17 protein-coding genes are annotated in these 17,802 nt (G+C 55.3%); 6 read left to right on the top strand and 11 right to left on the bottom strand.

Annotated elements, in window-relative coordinates:
* Positions 1 to 50: 50 nt before the first annotated feature.
* Positions 51 to 1,667, top strand: a complete 1,617-nt coding sequence (locus PMIT1303_RS12430; protein WP_063398923.1) for a photosystem II high light acclimation radical SAM protein — start codon at positions 51 to 53, stop codon at positions 1,665 to 1,667.
* On the opposite strand, the gene PMIT1303_RS12435 is transcribed toward PMIT1303_RS12430, so the two are convergent.
* The 3 genes from PMIT1303_RS12435 to PMIT1303_RS12445 form a co-directional block, all read right to left on the bottom strand.
* Positions 1,589 to 2,374, bottom strand: coding sequence for a CPBP family intramembrane glutamic endopeptidase (locus PMIT1303_RS12435; protein ID WP_063399006.1), 786 nt, complete (start codon positions 2,372 to 2,374; stop codon positions 1,589 to 1,591). The two genes, PMIT1303_RS12430 and PMIT1303_RS12435, sit on opposite strands and share 79 nt — an antisense overlap.
* Positions 2,375 to 2,481: 107 nt before the next feature.
* Positions 2,482 to 2,796, bottom strand: coding sequence for an ATP-dependent Clp protease adapter ClpS (gene clpS / locus PMIT1303_RS12440; RefSeq protein ID WP_036915950.1), 315 nt, complete (start codon positions 2,794 to 2,796; stop codon positions 2,482 to 2,484).
* A 102-nt stretch (positions 2,797 to 2,898) separates the two neighbouring features.
* Positions 2,899 to 4,125 (bottom strand): LL-diaminopimelate aminotransferase, encoded by a 1,227-nt coding sequence (locus PMIT1303_RS12445; RefSeq protein ID WP_063399007.1) that lies wholly within the window; start codon positions 4,123 to 4,125, stop codon positions 2,899 to 2,901.
* Between the two features lie 108 nt (positions 4,126 to 4,233).
* Here PMIT1303_RS12445 and PMIT1303_RS12450 point away from each other — a divergent pair, with 108 nt between their 5' ends.
* The 3 genes from PMIT1303_RS12450 (at position 4,234) to PMIT1303_RS12460 (ending at position 9,712) form a co-directional block, all read left to right on the top strand.
* A complete protein-coding gene (locus PMIT1303_RS12450) occupies positions 4,234 to 6,894 on the top strand; it encodes a TIGR03960 family B12-binding radical SAM protein (protein ID WP_063398924.1) in 2,661 nt (886 codons plus the stop codon).
* Positions 6,895 to 7,164: 270 nt separating this feature from the next.
* A complete protein-coding gene (locus PMIT1303_RS12455) occupies positions 7,165 to 9,108 on the top strand; it encodes an Rne/Rng family ribonuclease (RefSeq protein WP_063398925.1) in 1,944 nt (647 codons plus the stop codon).
* A gap of 1 nt (position 9,109) precedes the next feature.
* The gene (locus tag PMIT1303_RS12460) at positions 9,110 to 9,712 is read left to right on the top strand and encodes a ribonuclease HII (RefSeq protein WP_063398926.1); all 603 of its coding nucleotides are present in this window, start codon (positions 9,110 to 9,112) and stop codon (positions 9,710 to 9,712) included.
* On the opposite strand, the gene PMIT1303_RS12465 is transcribed toward PMIT1303_RS12460, so the two are convergent.
* Complete coding sequence (locus tag PMIT1303_RS12465; RefSeq protein ID WP_082824500.1) at positions 9,668 to 10,252, bottom strand: DUF1997 domain-containing protein; 585 nt, start codon at positions 10,250 to 10,252, stop codon at positions 9,668 to 9,670. The genes PMIT1303_RS12460 and PMIT1303_RS12465 overlap by 45 nt on opposite strands.
* Before the next feature lie 33 nt (positions 10,253 to 10,285).
* Between PMIT1303_RS12465 and pheA the strand changes: the two genes are divergently transcribed.
* On the top strand, positions 10,286 to 11,128 hold the full coding sequence (pheA, locus tag PMIT1303_RS12470; RefSeq protein WP_063399008.1) for a prephenate dehydratase: 843 nt from the start codon (positions 10,286 to 10,288) through the stop codon (positions 11,126 to 11,128).
* Between the two features lie 2 nt (positions 11,129 to 11,130).
* On the opposite strand, the gene PMIT1303_RS12475 is transcribed toward pheA, so the two are convergent.
* The 4 genes from PMIT1303_RS12475 to tuf all read right to left on the bottom strand — a co-directional run bounded on the left by PMIT1303_RS12475 (position 11,131) and on the right by tuf (position 14,403).
* Complete coding sequence (locus PMIT1303_RS12475) at positions 11,131 to 12,066, bottom strand: methyltransferase domain-containing protein (RefSeq protein WP_063398928.1); 936 nt, start codon at positions 12,064 to 12,066, stop codon at positions 11,131 to 11,133.
* Positions 12,066 to 12,728, bottom strand: a complete 663-nt coding sequence (locus PMIT1303_RS12480; protein WP_011131151.1) for an LON peptidase substrate-binding domain-containing protein — start codon at positions 12,726 to 12,728, stop codon at positions 12,066 to 12,068. The genes PMIT1303_RS12475 and PMIT1303_RS12480 overlap by 1 nt, the downstream gene beginning before the upstream one ends.
* 58 nt (positions 12,729 to 12,786) lie before the next feature.
* Entirely contained in the window at positions 12,787 to 13,107 is a 321-nt protein-coding gene (gene rpsJ, locus PMIT1303_RS12485) for a 30S ribosomal protein S10 (protein WP_011131150.1), read from the bottom strand.
* Positions 13,108 to 13,254: 147 nt separating this feature from the next.
* Positions 13,255 to 14,403, bottom strand: a complete 1,149-nt coding sequence (gene tuf / locus PMIT1303_RS12490; RefSeq protein ID WP_231901512.1) for an elongation factor Tu — start codon at positions 14,401 to 14,403, stop codon at positions 13,255 to 13,257.
* On the opposite strand from tuf, the gene PMIT1303_RS14155 reads away from it, so the two are divergent.
* Entirely contained in the window at positions 14,332 to 14,493 is a 162-nt protein-coding gene (locus tag PMIT1303_RS14155) for a hypothetical protein (protein ID WP_231901515.1), read from the top strand. The two genes, tuf and PMIT1303_RS14155, sit on opposite strands and share 72 nt — an antisense overlap.
* 3 nt (positions 14,494 to 14,496) lie before the next feature.
* Here the strand turns inward: PMIT1303_RS14155 and fusA are convergent, their stop codons facing one another.
* From fusA to rpsL, 3 genes are all read right to left on the bottom strand, one after another.
* Entirely contained in the window at positions 14,497 to 16,572 is a 2,076-nt protein-coding gene (fusA, locus tag PMIT1303_RS12495) for an elongation factor G (protein ID WP_011826957.1), read from the bottom strand.
* 92 nt (positions 16,573 to 16,664) lie between these two features.
* Complete coding sequence (gene rpsG / locus PMIT1303_RS12500) at positions 16,665 to 17,135, bottom strand: 30S ribosomal protein S7 (RefSeq protein WP_011131147.1); 471 nt, start codon at positions 17,133 to 17,135, stop codon at positions 16,665 to 16,667.
* A gap of 66 nt (positions 17,136 to 17,201) precedes the next feature.
* On the bottom strand, positions 17,202 to 17,579 hold the full coding sequence (gene rpsL, locus PMIT1303_RS12505; RefSeq protein ID WP_011131146.1) for a 30S ribosomal protein S12: 378 nt from the start codon (positions 17,577 to 17,579) through the stop codon (positions 17,202 to 17,204).
* Between the last annotated feature and the right edge of the window lie 223 nt (positions 17,580 to 17,802).

A 17,802-nucleotide genomic window follows, 5' to 3' on the forward strand; every position in this document is an offset into this window, starting at 1 on the left:
TAGCGTCGCTTTCAGCTTGAGCAATCGCTGAGATCCTGCGCTCTTGACCAATGGGTTCCGCTTCATCCTTTGAGGTTTCTAGAGGATTTTCCTCGCAGGTAGAGGAGCGTGCGCTGCTGGTGAGGTTGCCCTGCAATCCCATCTTTCCAATTGGGCCGATTTACCTGGCCGATCACCTGCACAAGTGTTTCCCGGATCTTCCTCAACGGATTTTGGATTTGGCTGCTTTGCCTGTCCTGGATGTTGAACGGGTGTTGTTGGCCACGATTGATCAGTTTCGCCCCACCCTGCTGGTTTTTTCTTGGAGAGATATCCAGATCTATGCACCGGTGGATGGTCGCACTGGCAATCCGCTGCAGCATTCCTTTGAGGTGTTTTATGCAAGTAATCCTTTGCGACGCCTCCGGGGCGCCTTCGGTGGATTGTTGTTGATGAAAAGCCATTACGGAGAGCTCTGGCGCAATCAGCGACTTGTGCGACATGGGCTGCGAGCTGCTCGTCGCCATGTCAGCCATGCCCGGGCTGTCTTGGGTGGTGGTGCAGTGAGTGTGTTCTATGAGCAACTTGGCCGCTCTTTGCCGAAGGGCACCATCGTGTCGTTGGGGGAAGGGGAGCCCCTATTGGAGAATTTGCTGCGCGGCGTTTCCCTGAATGATCAACGCTGTTTTGTGGTGGGTGAGCCAGTGCGAGCTGGTCTGATTCATGAGCAGCCTGAAAGTCGTCCTAAAACCGCCTGCGATTACGACTACATCTCATCGATATGGCCTCAGTTGAATTGGTACCTAGAGGGTGGTGACTTCTACGTCGGTGTACAGACCAAGCGGGGTTGTCCCCACAATTGTTGCTATTGCGTTTACACCGTTGTGGAGGGGAAACAGGTACGGCTCAATCCTGTCAAAGAGGTGGTGGCAGAGATGCGCCAGCTTTATGACCGTGGCGTACGTGGCTTTTGGTTCACTGATGCACAGTTCATTCCCGCCCGCCGATACATTGAGGATGCCAAAAATCTTCTGACGGCGATCAAGGCTGAAGGGCTCAATGGAATTCGTTGGGCCGCCTACATCCGTGCCGACAACCTTGATGCCGAGCTTGCGGAGTTGATGGTGGCAACCGGCATGAGTTACTTCGAGATTGGCATTACCTCAGGGTCTCAGGAGCTCGTGCGCAAGATGCGCATGGGGTACAACCTGCGAACTGTGCTTGAGAACTGTCGGCTGTTAGTCCGCGCTGGCTTCCGCCAACACGTGTCGGTGAACTACTCCTTCAACGTGATTGACGAAAGACCGGAAACGATTCGTCAATCCATCGCCTATCACCGCGAGCTGGAACGGATTTTCGGGCCCGACAAGGTGGAGCCTGCCATCTTTTTCATTGGCCTCCAACCTCACACCCATCTGGAGCAGTATGGCTTTGAACAGGGTTTGATTCAACCCGGCTACAACCCCATGAGCATGATGCCCTGGACGGCTAGGAAGCTGCTCTGGAACCCTGAACCGATGGGAAGTATTTTCGGAAGAATCTGTCTCGAGGCTTTTGAGACTGAGCCTGGCAATTTCGGACGTACCGTGATGGCCTTGCTTGAGCGGGATTACGGGGTGGCGCCTTTGGAGGAGGCTCTACGGGCTCCAGTGATGGGGCGGGCGGCCTTGGCTAATGCCGTGAGCTGATAGACGAGTAAGGCAGCCATCGCCAGGATGCCGACCACTCCACCGAGGGGGTTGTCAGCTGGCCCGGTGAGCCAAAGCGGCGACTGAGGGGAAAATTGGACGAGGCCGGATTGGAGGGCAAACCAGCCACCCACCAAACCTCCGTGCAGTCCTACACATCCCCAGAGGGAGCCATGGTCGAGGCGCCTGCGAATGGCCAGGACCAGGCCCAGTAGGAACAGCCCGCTCAGCAGGCCGAGCATTGGCCAGATTCCAATGTTAAAGCGTGTGTGCACCAGGCTGAAAATCAGGGCTTGAATGGGCAGTGCCAGCCGTGCTCCGATCAGTAGCTTGAGCTCTCCCCAGAGCCAGCCGCGGAATATCAGCTCTTCCAGCAAGCCCACGACGAGGCAGAGCAGAACGGCATTGAGCTGTTTCTCGGCGTTGAGATCCCCTAGCCAGTAGCCCCAATGGCCGCTGATCGTGATCACGCTGATTAGCAGCAGCAGGGCCCCGGCCCCGGCCAATCCCAGTAGCAGGGGTTTCAGAAGGGTGTCGCCAACTCCTGCACCAGTGATGCCCAAGCTCCGCCATGGATGTTGGCTGATCCAGCGGGCCCTAACCCAGCCAGGCAGTAGCACTAGAAACAGCAGTGCACTGCAGAGGGTTCCCAGCAGGCCGCGCCATTGGAGCGGCAGCCCTGGCAGGAGCAGGACCGTCGGTTGCATGATCAGCCATCCCAACCCGTAGAGCAGGGGGATCAGGGTCACTGTCGGCAACCAGCGCCAACGTTGGTTTAACCATGCTGACCAGAGCGGATGTAGGCCAGACCTGTTCAGCTTTCCTGTTCCAGTGTGCTGGTCAGCCCCTTGGCTTTCAGTGTTTCGCAGTAGAACTCGGCTGGTTCGAGGTCGCAGACGATCACCAGCCCGACGCCGGTGTTGTGGGCTTCCAGCATCACGGCCATGGCGTCCTGCTCGCTTAGCTGGGGTACCACCTGCTGGAGGGTGACCACCACGTATTCCATGGAGTTCACTGGATCGTTGTGAAGAAGCACCTTGTAATGAGGCGATTGCTTGCGGATCCGCTCGGTTTGCTTCTCGAGGACGGCGGCACCACCGGGACTGGGGCTGGGGGCATTCACCGCCATGGCCAGGACGATCGGAAGGGCCCCAATGTACGTGGGCCGCTCACCCATGGTGCAGATGGTGAGCGATCCCAGCTTCAATGGCGGGGGATCGATCCTGTGATCTCAGAGGGCACGGATCCGACGCATGGCCTCGTCCACATTGACGCGACTGTTGAAGGCGGAGAGACGGAAGTAGCCTTCGCCTGCAGCACCGAAACCGCTGCCTGGGGTGCCTACCACGTGGGCGTTGTGGAGCAGATGATCGAAGAAGCCCCAGGAATCCATGTCGTCCGGTGTCTTCAGCCACACATAGGGCGCATGCTCACCACCATGCACTTCGATCCCGGCGGCCGTAAGTTCCCTGCGGATGATGGCGGCGTTTCTCATGTAGAAGCTCACTAGCGCATTGATCTCCCCCTGGCCTTGGGCGGAGTAAACCGCTTCGGCGCCACGTTGAATGATGTAGCTGACGCCGTTGAACTTGGTGCTTTGGCGCCTGTTCCAGAGATTCCAGAGTTCCACATCTGATCCATCGTCGCTTTTGCCCTTCAAGCCTTTCGGTACCACCGTGAAGGCGCAACGGGTGCCGGTGAATCCAGCATTCTTGGAGAACGATCGGAATTCGATGGCACACTCGCGCGCGCCCTCGATCTCATAGATCGAATGGGGTAGGTCGGGATTCTGGATGAACGCCTCATAGGCAGCGTCAAACAAAATCAAGACGCTGTTGGTGCGGGCATAGTTCACCCACTCCTGGAGCTGGGCTCTTGTGGCTACCGCTCCGGTGGGGTTGTTGGGGAAACACAGATAGATCAGATCGACTGGTTCGGAGGGGATCTTGGCTGCAAACCCATTTTCGGCGTTGATTGGCAGGTAGCTCAGGCCTGCGTAGCGGCCGCTTTGATTGGCGTCGCCGGTGCGACCCGCCATCACGTTGCTGTCGACATACACCGGATAAACTGGATCTGTAACGGCGATGCGATTGCTGCTCCCAAGGATGTCGAGGATGTTGCTGCTGTCGCACTTCGATCCGTCGGAGACAAAGATCTCTTCGGCATTGATCTGACAGCCTTTGGTCTGGAAATCATGCTTGGCGATCGCTTCGCGCAGCCAGTCGTAGCCCTGCTCAGGGCCATAGCCATGGAAGCCAGTGTTGGTCCCCATCTCGTCGATGGCGACCTTCATCGCGTTTCTGCATGCCAGTGGCAGTGGTTCGGTTACATCGCCGATGCCGAGGCGGATGAGCGCAGCATCCGGGTTGGCTTCACTGAAGCTTTTGATCCGCCTGGCGATTTCGGGGAATAGATATCCCGCCTTGAGTTTGAGGTAGTTGCTGTTGACCTGAACCACTGATGAGCTGGCTGTCTTGGCAGGCATCTTGCTACGTCACGGGACCTTGCGCTGTGTCGGGGGGTTGGCCAGCGTTGTCCATACGATGGGATTAGTGCCCTGCTGGCCATGACCGTCGCCTCACCCCGTCTGGAGCCGGTGGATTTCGACAGCCTGGTCAATGCTGGGATCAATCGCCCTGCCCGTTACATGGGCCATGAGTTGGGGGTGGAGCCTCGCGATTGGCAGGCCTCTCGGGTGCGCTGGGCTCTCTCCTACCCGGAGATCTACGAGGTGGGCGCGAGCAATCAGGGCCACATCATTCTTTATTCGATTCTCAACGCAGTTCCAGGTCAGCTTTGTGACAGGGCCTATCTCCCTGCTCAGGACCTGGCCCAGCGCTTGCGTGACCTTCGGCAGCCTCTGTTCGCTGTGGAGAGTCGCCGTCCTCTCCAGGCCTTCGACATCCTTGGCTTCAGCCTCTGTTATGAGCTTGGGGCCACAAACATCCTTGAGATGCTTGATCTGGCAGAGATTCCTTTGTTGGCAAGCGACCGTGGTGATCAGCCCCTGAATGATCTAGCGGCACCACCATTGATCTTTGCTGGCGGACCAACGGCTACCAGTAACCCTGAGCCCTATGCCGCTTTTTTTGATTTTGTAGCCCTTGGCGATGGTGAAGAGCTGCTGCCTGAGATTGGTTTGGTAGTGGCTGACGCTAAGGCCAATGGATTGAGTCGCTCAAGCCTTTTGCAGGACTTAGCTCAGGTGCCTGGCGTTTACGTGCCGTCGCTTTACGGTCAAGGCCCTGATGGCACCTCCATCGTTCCTTTGGAGCCTGCTGCGCCGGCCAAGATTCTGCGACGGGTGGCCAAGCCGATGCCTCACTACGCCATGGGTTTGGTTCCACATATTGAAACGGTGCATGATCGACTCAAGGTGGAGATTCGTCGCGGTTGTACTCGTGGTTGTCGTTTTTGCCAGCCCGGCATGCTCACACGTCCAGCTCGGGATGTTGATCCGGAGGCGGTGATTGAAGCAGTGCACAATGGTATGAAGCGAACGGGATATAGCGATTTTTCGTTGTTGTCGCTCAGTTGCAGCGATTACTTGGCTCTGCCAGCGGTTGGTGTGGAGTTGCGAAATCGTTTGGCGGATCAGAATGTGACCCTTCAGCTACCCAGCCAACGGGTCGATCGCTTTGATGATGATATCGCTCACATCGTTGGCGGTGCTCGTCAGGCCGGTCTCACCTTCGCGCCGGAAGCTGGTAGTCAGCGCTTGCGGAACGTTGTCAATAAAGGTCTGACGAACGCCGACCTGCTGCAGGGGATCCGCACGGCGATGCAGAACGGCTTTCGCAAGGTCAAGCTCTACTTCATGATCGGATTGCCGAGCGAAACGGATGAGGATGTGCTTGGCATTGCCGATACCTGTCAGATGTTGCAGGAGCAGTGCAGGGATCTTGGGCGATTGAACCTGAAGATTACGGTTAGTAATTTCACTCCAAAGCCACATACGCCTTTTCAGTGGCACAGCGTATCTACGCAAGAACTGCAGCGACGTCAGCAAAAGCTGCAACAGGCATTTCGGGCGCTCAGGGGCGTAAAGGTCAATTTCACTGATGTGCGCCTCTCCGCCATGGAGGACTTTGTCGGTCGCGGTGATCGTCGTCTCTCGTCGGTGATCGAGGCAGCCTGGCGGGCGGGGGGAGGCATGGATGCTTGGTTCGAGGCCCTTGACCGCACTTATCAGGCCTGGGTCTGGGCTATTGCAGCTGCAGGGCTGGAGGGCCGATATAGGGATCTGGAGTTAGGGAGCTGGGGAGCGACCTCAGCCCTCAATCGCGATGATCTAAGCAGCTTCTGCGCTCAGTCTCTGCCGTGGGATCACATTGATGCGGGCATTGACAAGAGCTGGCTGGCAGAGGATCTGCAGCGTGCCTTAACGGCAACGGTGGTGCCTGACTGTTCTTTCGAAGGCTGTAGTAGTTGTGGCGTCTGTGGTTCTGAAATGGGTCACAACGAGGTAGTGCCGCCGCCACCTGTGCCAGATCGGCAGCTTCAGAAAACTCCTTTGACGAAGCGAGCCTGTCGCATCCGTCTGCGATTCGCAAAAACTGGTTCGATGGCCCTTCTTAGTCATCTGGATGTCATGCGTCTGCTTGAAAGAGCACTGCGACGCAGTGGCTTGCCAGTGAGTTACAGCGGTGGGTTTCATTCCCTGCCCCGTTTGCAAATAGCTCTGGCTTTGCCTTTGGGGGTAGAGGCCTTTGGGGAATGGATGGATCTCGAGTTTGTAGAGCCGGTGGAGGCCGAGACCATGCGTCAGCAGCTTCAGGTCACCTTGCCGAAGGGACTCTCTTTGCTTAGTTCGGAATCTGTGCCTGTAGGCGGTAGCAGCCTCTCTCAGTTGCTGGTTGCAGCCTCATGGCGCTTTGATTTGGCCATTGAGTCTGAGAAGCCATCGACGTGGCATCAGTGGCAAGTAGCTGTGGAGTTCTTGAAGGAAGCTCATGAACTGCTGTGGCATGACACTGATAAGAAGGGACGGCCGCGTCAACGAGACTGCCGGCCAGCATTGCGTGAACTTCAACTGTGCAATAGATGCGAGGAGGGAGGTGAGTCTCTTTGCTTAGACGTCGTTCAACTGCGTCTGGAGGCAAGCATTGATTCGATGGGCCGGAGCCTTAAACCTGTTCAGGTGCAGCATTGGCTTGCAGAGCAGATGGGTGAGTCCTTGCGCATGACCGGTGTGCAAAGGCAGGAACTCAAGTTGCTGCGGTGTTAGAGTGAAAATATGACGTGAATGCAGGGGCAATTTTTGCCACTGGCCCGTCCCGGCCTTCTTCACTCCAATTCTGAGCAAAGCGAGGCTATTTGCTGCTCGTTCATTCCGTTCCCTCTGTGCGGGAGCAGTGAGACACATAACCCATAGGAGTTTTTGACTCCGTCTGCTTCTTCAACGGCCTTTGGCTGTTAATTCGTTTTCCACCCGATGCATTGAGCCGGCAGGCCATTGATCGGTTCTGAGTCCAGCAGGGCTCCCTATTTATTTTCTATGCCCCAGCAAATTGTCATCTCTGAGCAGCTGCGCATCGCAGCCTTGCTCACAGATGAGCGAGTCGATGAGTTGATCGTTGCTCAGGGTCGATACCAGATCGGAGATGTCTACCTCGGCACGGTCGAGAACGTTCTCCCGGGAATTGATGCCGCTTTTGTGAATATTGGGGAAAGTGAGAAAAATGGTTTTATCCATGTCACTGATCTGGGCCCTCTGCGTTTGAAGAAGGGTGCTGCAGGGATCACCGAGCTGCTGGAGCCCCGTCAGCAGGTGTTGGTTCAGGTGATGAAGGAGCCAACAGGGTCTAAGGGGCCAAGGCTTACTGGCAACCTGGCGCTGCCTGGTCGCTACTTGGTGCTGCAGCCCCATGGCCAGGGGGTGAACATCTCTCGCCGGATTAATTCCGAAGGGGAACGCAATCGCTTGCGAGCACTTGGCGTACTAGTGAAGCCGCCGGGTGCTGGCCTGTTGATTCGCACCGAGGCCGATGGCATTAGTGAAGATCTGCTGATCGATGATCTGGAGGTTTTACTCAGGCAATGGGAAGCGATCCAGCAGGCGGCAGACAATGCTCTACCACCGGTACTGCTCAATCGCGATGAAGATTTCATTCATCGCGTTTTAAGAGATCACGTCGGTCCAGATCTTGTGAGAGTAGTGGTGAATGATGCCGCTGCCATTGAGCGTGTGAGCAGTTTCCTTGGCCAGGAAGGGCCAAATGTATTAGTTGAGGCCCATAACGAATCCACCGAACTTCTTGAGCATTACCGAGTTAATGCGGCCATCCGCGATGCTCTCAAGCCCAGGGTAGATCTGCCATCCGGTGGCTACGTGATCATTGAGCCGACGGAGGCACTCACTGTTATTGATGTCAATTCAGGCTCGTTCACTCGTTCGGCCAATGCTCGTCAGACGGTGCTCTGGACCAATTGTGAGGCAGCTATTGAGATTGCCCGCCAGCTGAAGCTTCGCAATATTGGCGGTGTGATCATCATCGACTTCATCGACATGGAGTCGCGCCGTGATCAGTTGCAGTTGCTGGAGCATTTCACAGCAGCAGTTCGCGATGACGCTGCTCGTCCTCAGATTGCCCAGTTGACTGAACTGGGGCTGGTGGAACTCACTCGTAAGCGTCAGGGGCAGAACATCTATGAATTGTTTGGCAGGGCTTGTCCTGCCTGTGGTGGCCTTGGCCATGTGGCGGTACTACCTGGCAAAGATCTGCTACAGCCACTTGCTATGGCGACTGGATTGGTGAGATCAGCAGCCGCTGCTCGAGCTGAAGCGCAGGTGCCAGCGGATGGCGGGAATGGTCGCCGTAGGCGTGGTGGGCGCATTCGTACCGGTGCTGTTGAGCTGCCTGCACATACGCCTCCTTCTGATGTGGCGAATGGAGTTGAGTCAACCACGTCTGTTGAACCTGAGAGACAAGAGCCTTCGGCCTCGTCTGAGGGTGTTATTCGTCGCCAGGAACCTGAATTGGTTGCTGTTCCAATGGATTCAGGGCAGGAGGAGGTGTTTGCTTGGCTTGGATTAAACCCTTTGCTTTTGATTGAGCCACCTCCAGAGAATGACAACCTTCTGGTTCGCGTGGTTCGGCCTGGAGAAGATGCTGAGTCTGTCCTTGAGGAGGCTCGTGAGCAGCTTTCAGCTAGTTCCAATCGGCGTCGGCGTCGGGGACGAGGTGGTGGTCGAGGGGCCGGCCGTGGTGCTCCCGAAGCCAGTGTCGAAACCCCTTCATCCAATGACACAGAGGTCGTTGTCCAGCAAGCCAAGGTTGTCGCAAAGAATGAGCCCCTAAGTGTTCAAATCACTCCTCTTGAGGTTGATCATTCATCGAGTAGCGCTTCTGTAGAAACCGTTTCTTCAATTTCCGAGCAGCAGGAGAGTGAACCCGAGGATCCTCGCCGCCGCCGCCGCCGCTCCTCTGCCGCAGGCTGATATGGACCCTTCGGCGGAATCCATCGCCGGAGTTGATGAGGTGGGCCGGGGCTGCTGGTTTGGTCCTGTCTTTGCCGGAGCTGTTGTCCTGACTGAAGTTGCGGCAGTCGAATTGTTGGCTGAGGGGTTAACAGACAGCAAAGCACTGACTGTTCGCCGCAGGGCTCGCCTAGTGCCGCTGATTGAGGATGCCGCGACGGCTTGGGCTCTTGGACAGGCCTCGGCTCGCGAAATTGACGCGCTAGGCATTCGCTCAGCGACGGAACTTTCCATGCTGAGGGCACTGCAGCGGCTACCTACACCGTTGGAGCTTGTCTTGGTTGATGGCGTCTTGCCATTGCGCCTCTGGATGGGGCCACAACGTACGGTGGTGCGCGGTGATAGCAAATGTGCGGCCATCGCTGCAGCCAGTGTGTTGGCCAAGCAGGCTCGTGATGGGCTGATCAAGCGGTTGGCTAGTCGCTTCTATGGCTACGGTTTGGAGCGACATGTTGGCTATGGAACGGCGATCCATCGGCGTGCCTTGTTGGATTTAGGCCCTACAGCTCTTCATCGTCGCTCATTCCTCACCAAGCTGTTTGCTGTTAATGGCAGCCTCACTTGAGCTTATGGGTGTCTCTTGGCACCATTGGCTGAAATCCTTGACAAGTTGTTGGCCAACACGGGTTTTGATGCCAAGCAGGATGCCGCTGAGAATTGATTGACCGGTGCTTTTTAACACCCCTTTGGGGATCAGCTTCAGCAGTGCTGGTGGGGTAACGCTGACCGATAGCAGAGCTTCCCCTTCAAGACCCTTTGGGGTGGCTTCCATGATGGCCTCCAGGCCGAGGTCGAAGTCATCCACTAGATCTAGACCTTTAAGTTCGCTATCGGTTGCGCGGATGCTGAGTTTGCCGTCACAGTTGTCTACTTTGAGTGAGACAACTGGGTTGATCTGCAGCTGAAAGACTTTCAGGCTGGTCACTGCGTAGCTGAAGCGACCCTCACCTAGTGGGGTAAGTTTTTCCCATTCCAGTAGAGCAGCCAGAACCCTATCCTGCTCGAGCAGGTAAGCAGGCAGTCGCTCAGCGTTTTGCCTTACCGGCAAATTGAGGTTCTGGCTGGCTTGGAAAGCCAGAGGCATGGCTTGCGGTTGACGCGTCATGATCCTATCGACCTCACTTGCGATGCGCTTCTGATGCCAATACGCGTGGCCTTCCTCGGACCGGAGGGAACCTATGGTGAGCAAGCGGCCCAAGCTCTGGCGGAGCTTGAGGGATTAGCAAATTTTGAGCTGGTGCCATGTATAGGTCTGCGTTCTGTCGTTGAGCATGTGGCCACTAAACGCTCTGAAATGGCGGTGGTTCCGGTTGAGAATTCCGTGGAGGGTGGTGTAACTGCCAGCTTGGATGCGCTTTGGTCTCATCCGCAGTTATGCATCCTTAGGGCAGTGGTTTTGCCGATTCGTCATGCTCTACTGAGCAGTGGCGGACTCAAAGACATCTCTGAAGTCCTGTCTCATCCCCAAGCTCTGGCTCAGTGCAGTGGCTGGTTGGCTGATCATCTTCCTGATGCCCTGCAGTTGCCTACAAGTTCTACGGCCGAGGCGGCCAGAATGGTTATAGATAGTCGATTTCGGGCAGCGATCGCTTCTCGGCCTACGGGCCAGGGAAGAGGCCTTAAAGAACTGGCTTTCCCTATCAACGATGTCGTGGGCAATCGCACCAGATTCCTGTTGTTACGGCAGGGAACACCGCTGCAACGTGGTGATGTGGCCAGCTTCGCATTCTCTCTGCATGCCAACGCCCCGGGCAGCCTGCTCGAAGCACTCACTTGTGTGGCTCGACTGGGGTTCAATATGAGTCGGATTGAGTCGCGTCCCTCGAAGCGAGAACTAGGTGAATACGTGTTCTTTGTGGATGTGGAATTGAGGGATGGGGGTATTGGTGCATCTGGGCAGCTCATCGAGGCCTTGCAGCCTTTGTGTGAACATCTTGTCCATTTCGGCTCTTATTTCAGCAGCGACTTGGAGCTCGATTGAGATCAGTCGCGGCTGCGGAAGACACCGAATTGCATCAGACCATGGGCAAAAGCCCAGCGCATCAACAAAATCGTTGGTATTTCTCTGAATCCCTTGATCACGGCGGCTGGACCCAACCCGAGCACGGCTCCAGGACGACGAAACCCCTCCAAAATCGAATCATTCCAGGAGGGCAGGATGGATCTTGTCCAGTCGTCAGATTCGACAGGGCCGCAAGCAAAAGGGCTATGAAGCAAATTGCGGCGGAATCCTTTAATGCTGGCGAATTCCGGATGGGCCCACTGGTCGAGTAGCTGACGCATCACCCATCGCTCAAGGTTGGTCATCTCCCCATCTTCGTAATCACGGCGGTTCCAATCGGCCACCGCAAGTACACCTTTTGGCCTCAGCACACGCAGCAGTTCATCTGCATAGCGCTGCTTGTCTGGCATGTGGGGTCCTGCTTCCACACTCCAAACAGCGTCGAAGCTACCTTTGGCCAGTTTTAAATCGAGGGCATCCATCACCTGGAATTGGCAGGTCATCCCCTCAGGAGTGAGTTGAGACGCTCGTTTCACCTGGGCTGGACTGATGGTGATGCCAAGCACGTCAAAGTTGTAATCCCGGGCCAGGATTCTTGCGCTACCACCAATACCGCAGCCCACGTCAAGTACTCGGGAGCCTCGAGGGAGTTTGGCGAGTCCACTCCATTTAACGAGCTCATGTACGAAGTCTTGCTTTGCGGCTCGGAAATCTCTGGGGCTAGGAGGTTTGCCGTAATAGCCGAGGTGGACGTGTTCACCCCAGAGCCGCTCGAGCAGCTGGTCATTGGTCCAGGCATCGTAAGCAGAGGCAACACTGGCGCTTGATTTGTAGCGCCGATCCCGTTGGGTCCAGATCAGTACAGCAGAAGCCAGGGTTGTCCCTGCCAGGATCAATATCCACACCCAAACGTCCATTAATTGTTGGCTTGATCGACGTTGGTGAGGCTTTCTTTGAGTGCAGTCCTTGCCGCAAGCTGACGGCGGGTGTGGTCAAGCATCTCGTATTCACGCTGCAGGCGATGGCTGGTTCTTGTGAGCTCCAGTAGTGCCTGTTGCTCTTCAGCCACAGGGCCCCCGAGATGGGCGCCGATCCAGAAAGAGAGTTCCCTGGGAAGATCAGGCAGGTCATCCGGCATGGTGATGTCTGAATCTGTGAGCTTGCCTGTAAGCATCACCACATCGTGTAGGGCTTTTGCAACGCTGATGGACAGCTCCTCTAGCTGGCTGTGGTTATCCATTTGGTCATCCTCGATCCAGCTCACCATGGCAGTGCGGAAAGGGGCGTCTCGAATCACATCGAGCACTCGGAAGCGCTGCTGTCCAAGGGTGACGATATTGCTGCGTCCGTCTTTGGATGTTTGGTGTTGCAGGATCTCTGCGCAACATCCCACATTCGCCATTGTTTTTGTTTGAGGATCCCAGCGCAGCACACCAAAACGCCGATCACTTTCAAGCACACTCTGGAGCATCATTCGGTAACGAGACTCAAAAATGTGCAGTGGAAGCACTTCTTGGGGGAATAAGACGACATCCGGCAGAGGGAAGAGAGGCAACTCCCTGACGGACAGGTCGGTCACAGATAATGTCCTAGAGAGATTAAAAGCCTAGTTAGCCGGCCCACATCTTGGTAGACCTTCAGAGTTTCACTTCAATGTCAACACCACTTGGCAGGTCAAGTTTCATCAGGGCATCGATGGTCTTTGCTGAAGGGTTGTAGATATCGATGATGCGCCGATGGGTCCGCGTTTCGAAGTGTTCCCTTGAGTCTTTGTCCACATGGGGTGAGCAAAGCACGCAGTAAATCTTCCTTTTGGTGGGAAGAGGGATTGGGCCGATTGCCGTCGCGGCAGTGTTGTCGGCTGTTTCAATGATTTTGTCGCAGGAAAGATCCAACATGCGACGGTCAAAAGCCTTAAGGCGGATGCGGATCTTCTGCTGAGCGATAGCCGTGGACATGAAAGGTTTAGGAGATTTTCCCTGTATTGGGGTTAGGGATGGATTGTCGAGGTTCTTTGGAGATGCATTGAACGTTGATCGTTCATGCAGGCTGAAGCTTTGAATTTAAGGGATGACAAGGCAAAGGCCCAATCATCCCCCTCTTGATCATTCGATGATCTTCGAGACAACTCCGGCACCGATGGTGCGGCCTCCTTCGCGAATGGCGAAGCGCATACCCTGTTCGATGGCCACAGGGCAGATCAATTCACCAGTCATTTTGATGTTGTCGCCTGGCATCACCATCTCCACATTGGAGCCGTCTTCGGCTGTGAAGGCGGTAATTTGGCCCGTCACGTCAGTGGTTCGGATGTAGAACTGTGGACGGTATCCGGCGAAGAAGGGGGTATGGCGTCCACCTTCTTCTTTTTTGAGGACGTAAACCTGCCCCTCGAATTTAGTGTGAGGTGTAATTGAGCCTGGCTTGACGAGGACCATGCCACGCTCGATGTCTTCCTTCTCGATGCCGCGAAGTAGGAGCCCGCAATTGTCTCCCGCTAAGCCTTCATCAAGATCTTTACGGAACATTTCCACACCGGTCACGGTGGTTTTGCGGCTGTCTCTAATGCCGACAATTTCAATTTCCTCGCCTTTTTTGACCTTGCCGCGTTCGATTCGTCCGGTGGCAACGGTGCCACGACCAGTGATTGAGAAAACGTCCTCTACGGCCATTAGGAAAGGTTTCTCGATTTCTCGCTCGGGTTCTGGTATGGACGTATCAACTGCGTCCATTAACTCATCGATCTTTGCTTCCCATTCAGCTTCACCTTCAATGGCTTTGAGCCCAGATACTTGGACTATGGGGATGTCATCACCAGGGAAGTCGTAGCTGCTCAGGAGTTCACGGATCTCCATTTCAACGAGCTCAATAATTTCCTCGTCGTCGACCATGTCGCATTTGTTGAGAGCGACAACCAGTGCAGGAACGCCCACCTGCTTGGCAAGAAGGATGTGCTCCTTGGTTTGAGCCATGGGACCATCGGTTGCTGCGCAAACAAGGATTGCGCCGTCCATCTGGGCCGCACCGGTAATCATGTTCTTGACATAATCCGCGTGGCCGGGGCAGTCCACGTGAGCATAGTGACGCCCATCGGTTTCGTATTCCACGTGGGCGGTGTTGATCGTGATACCGCGCTCACGCTCTTCAGGTGCGCCGTCGATCTCGGCGTAATCTTGCACCTTGGCTTGACCTTTTTTCGCAAGCACACTTGTGATGGCTGCGGTCAGGGTTGTTTTGCCGTGGTCGACATGGCCGATGGTGCCAATGTTGACGTGAGGCTTGTTCCTCTCAAACTTCTCGCGAGCCATTGTGTAAAAGAATCGGGGGGTGGAAAGTGGGTGTTATAGAGATCAGGAATTGCCCTGATTCTTGGAGATGATGGCTTCAGCAACGTTGCGAGGAACTTCCTCGTAATGGCTGAACTCCATCGAGAAGATACCCCGACCCTGAGTCATAGATCGGAGCTGGGTGGCGTAACCGAACATTTCGGCTAGAGGCACTTTGGACTGCACTTTAGAGAGTCCATCGTCAATGGACTGGCCTTCAACCTGCCCTCGACGGGAGGACAGATCGCCGATGATCGAACCGAGGAAATCCTCGGGGATCTCGACTTCAACCTTCATCATCGGTTCAAGCAGTACAGGATTGCACTTCTTGACGCCGTCTTTGAAAGCCATCGATCCGGCGATTTTGAAAGCCATCTCGGATGAGTCCACATCGTGGTAAGACCCGTCAACCATGGTGACTTTCACATCGATGAGCGGATAGCCAGCGATAACGCCGGATTCGCATGTTTCACGCATGCCTGATTCGGCAGGCTTGATGTATTCCTTGGGAACGATGCCGCCGACAATCTTGTTGACGAATTCAAAGCCTGACCCAGGTTCTCCGGGTTCCATTTCGATTACCACGTGGCCATATTGGCCTTTACCACCCGTTTGACGGGCAAACTTGCCCTCGCCTTTGGAGCTGGCACGAATGGTTTCCCTGTAGGAGACCTGAGGCGCGCCGATGTTGGCCTCCACCTTGAATTCTCGCAGCATGCGATCCACGAGAATTTCAAGGTGGAGTTCGCCCATACCAGCAATCACGGTTTGACTGGTCTCAGGGTCTGTGCTGACGCGGAAGGTGGGATCCTCTTCCGCTAATGAAAGCAGGGCTTTGGAAAGTTTTTCCATATCACCCTTGGTTTTGGGCTCAACAGCCACCGATATCACTGGCTCGGGGATGTAGAGGGTTTCTAGAACAATCGGATCATCAGTCGTGCAAAGGGTGTCGCCTGTCGTGGTGTTCTTCAGGCCTAGAACAGCACCGAGATCTCCTGCGCGTAGTGCATCGACCTCTTCACGGTCATCGGCCTTGAGAATGATCAGTCGGGATATGCGTTCTTTCTCGTTCTTCGTGGAGTTCAGCACATAGCTGCCTTTCTCGAGCACCCCTGAATACATACGCACGAAGGTGAGCTTGCCGTAGGGGTCCGCCATCACCTTGAAGGCCAAAGCACTAAATGGTGCGTTGTCATCGGATGGCCTTACTGCCTCCTTGCCATTGGGAAGTAAACCTTGAATCGGGGGCACATCAACAGGAGCGGGTAGGTAGTCCACCACTGCATCCAATAGCAGTTGAACGCCCTTGTTCTTGAAGGCAGATCCACACAGCAAAGGTACAAGGCCGTGATTGAGAACCCCTTCGCGAATGCCTGATGCAAGTTGGGCTTCGCTTAGTTCTTCCGTCTCTAGAAAAACTTCAATCAGTTCTTCGTCGGTTTCAGCAACACATTCCATCAGCTTGGCTCGCCATTCAGCTGCAAGCTCTTTCATATGGTCTGGGATCTCTGTTTCTTCAATGTCCTTGCCGAGATCGTCCTTATAAATGAAGGCTTTGTTCTTGACGAGGTCAATAATTCCGCTGAGATCTCCCTCTGCACCAATAGGCAGCTGGATTGGGATGGCGTTGGCTTTGAGGCGATTTTTGATCTGTCCGTGAACCTTGAGGAAGTCGGCCCCGGTGCGGTCCATTTTGTTGACAAAAACCATCCGTGGAACGGAATAGCGATCGGCTTGCCGCCAGACGGTTTCTGATTGAGGTTGCACCCCACCTACCGCACAAAACACAGCGATCACACCATCAAGCACTCGCATCGAGCGCTCCACTTCAATGGTGAAGTCAACGTGCCCTGGGGTGTCAATGATATTGATGCGGTGATCGTTCCAGGTTGTCGAGATCGCAGCCGCTGTAATCGTGATCCCGCGCTCGCGCTCCTGAGCCATCCAGTCGGTGACGGCGGCGCCGTCATGCACCTCGCCCATCTTGTGAACCACACCGGAATAGAAAAGGATGCGTTCCGTACAGGTGGTTTTGCCGGCATCAATATGGGCGGCAATCCCGATATTTCTGACGCGTTCCAGGGGAAAGGCGCGAGCCACAGGAAACTCTCCGGGGTTTGGCGTTAAAAGGCGGGTGAGACTCTACAGGTCAGCCCTTGGAACGGTTCAGTGCCGTCAGGACTTGGCCATGTTCAGTAGCGATAGTGGGCGAAAGCTTTGTTCGCTTCTGCCATCTTGTGGGTTTCTTCTCGCTTGCGAACGGCGCTGCCAGCTTCATTGGCGGCATCCATTAGTTCAGCAGCCAGTTTTTGGGACATGCTGCGGCCATTACGGGCTCGAGAGAAGTTCACCAGCCAGCGCAGGGCCATTGCTGTGCCTCGCTCCTGGCGTACTTCCATCGGCACCTGATATGTGGCACCACCAACACGGCGGGCTCTTACTTCCACCAGAGGCGTGGCGTTTTTTACGGCTGTTTCGAAGAGCTCTATCGGGTCGCCACCGGTGCGCTCATTAATCAATCCAAAGGCTTGGGCCAGGATGCGTTGTGCAGTTGACTTCTTGCCGTGCTTCATCAGCCGAGAGATCATCATCGTGGCCAGTCGGTTGTTGAACTGGGGATCCGGCAGGACGGGGCGTTTTTCTGCTGCGTTGCGACGGGACATAGACCGTTAGGAGTGGAGGAAGGAGGAGGTAGAGCTAATAAGGAGAGAGATGAATAACGAGGCTCTTTAATCCTGCTTAGACGCCTTGGCACCGTATTTTGAGCGGGATTGACTGCGATCCTTGACACCTGCAGTGTCCAAAGTTCCGCGGATGATGTGATATCTCACCCCAGGAAGATCTTTGACTCTGCCGCCGCGGATGAGCACCACAGAGTGTTCCTGGAGGTTGTGGCCGATGCCTGGGATGTAGGCCGTGACCTCAAAACCTGAGGTAAGGCGCACGCGCGCAACTTTGCGAAGGGCTGAGTTGGGCTTTTTAGGTGTGGAGGTGTAGACCCGTGTGCAGACACCACGTCGCTCTGGACAAGCCCGCAGCGCAGGAGATTTTGTCTTGCGAGTCAGGTGCTGACGCTCAGTTCGGATCAGCTGTTGGATGGTTGGCATCGAAGGTCGGCATTTGGTCGGAGATCCGACCTGATTCCACAATCAACCACCATACCGTTTCGGCTTGCCTGATTGATGATCAGAGGGAATCGATTGCGATTAGAGCAGCTCTGCAACCAATAGGTATTTGAAACGTAATCTTAAAAGCGATGGAGGATGTGGTGATAAGGGAGGTATGGGCCCTTGCAGTGCTTCGGTTTTGTTGGGCGAGATGCCAAGCTTG

Source organism: Prochlorococcus sp. MIT 1303 (assembly GCF_001631965.1).
Lineage (GTDB): Bacteria > Cyanobacteriota > Cyanobacteriia > PCC-6307 > Cyanobiaceae > Prochlorococcus > Prochlorococcus marinus_D.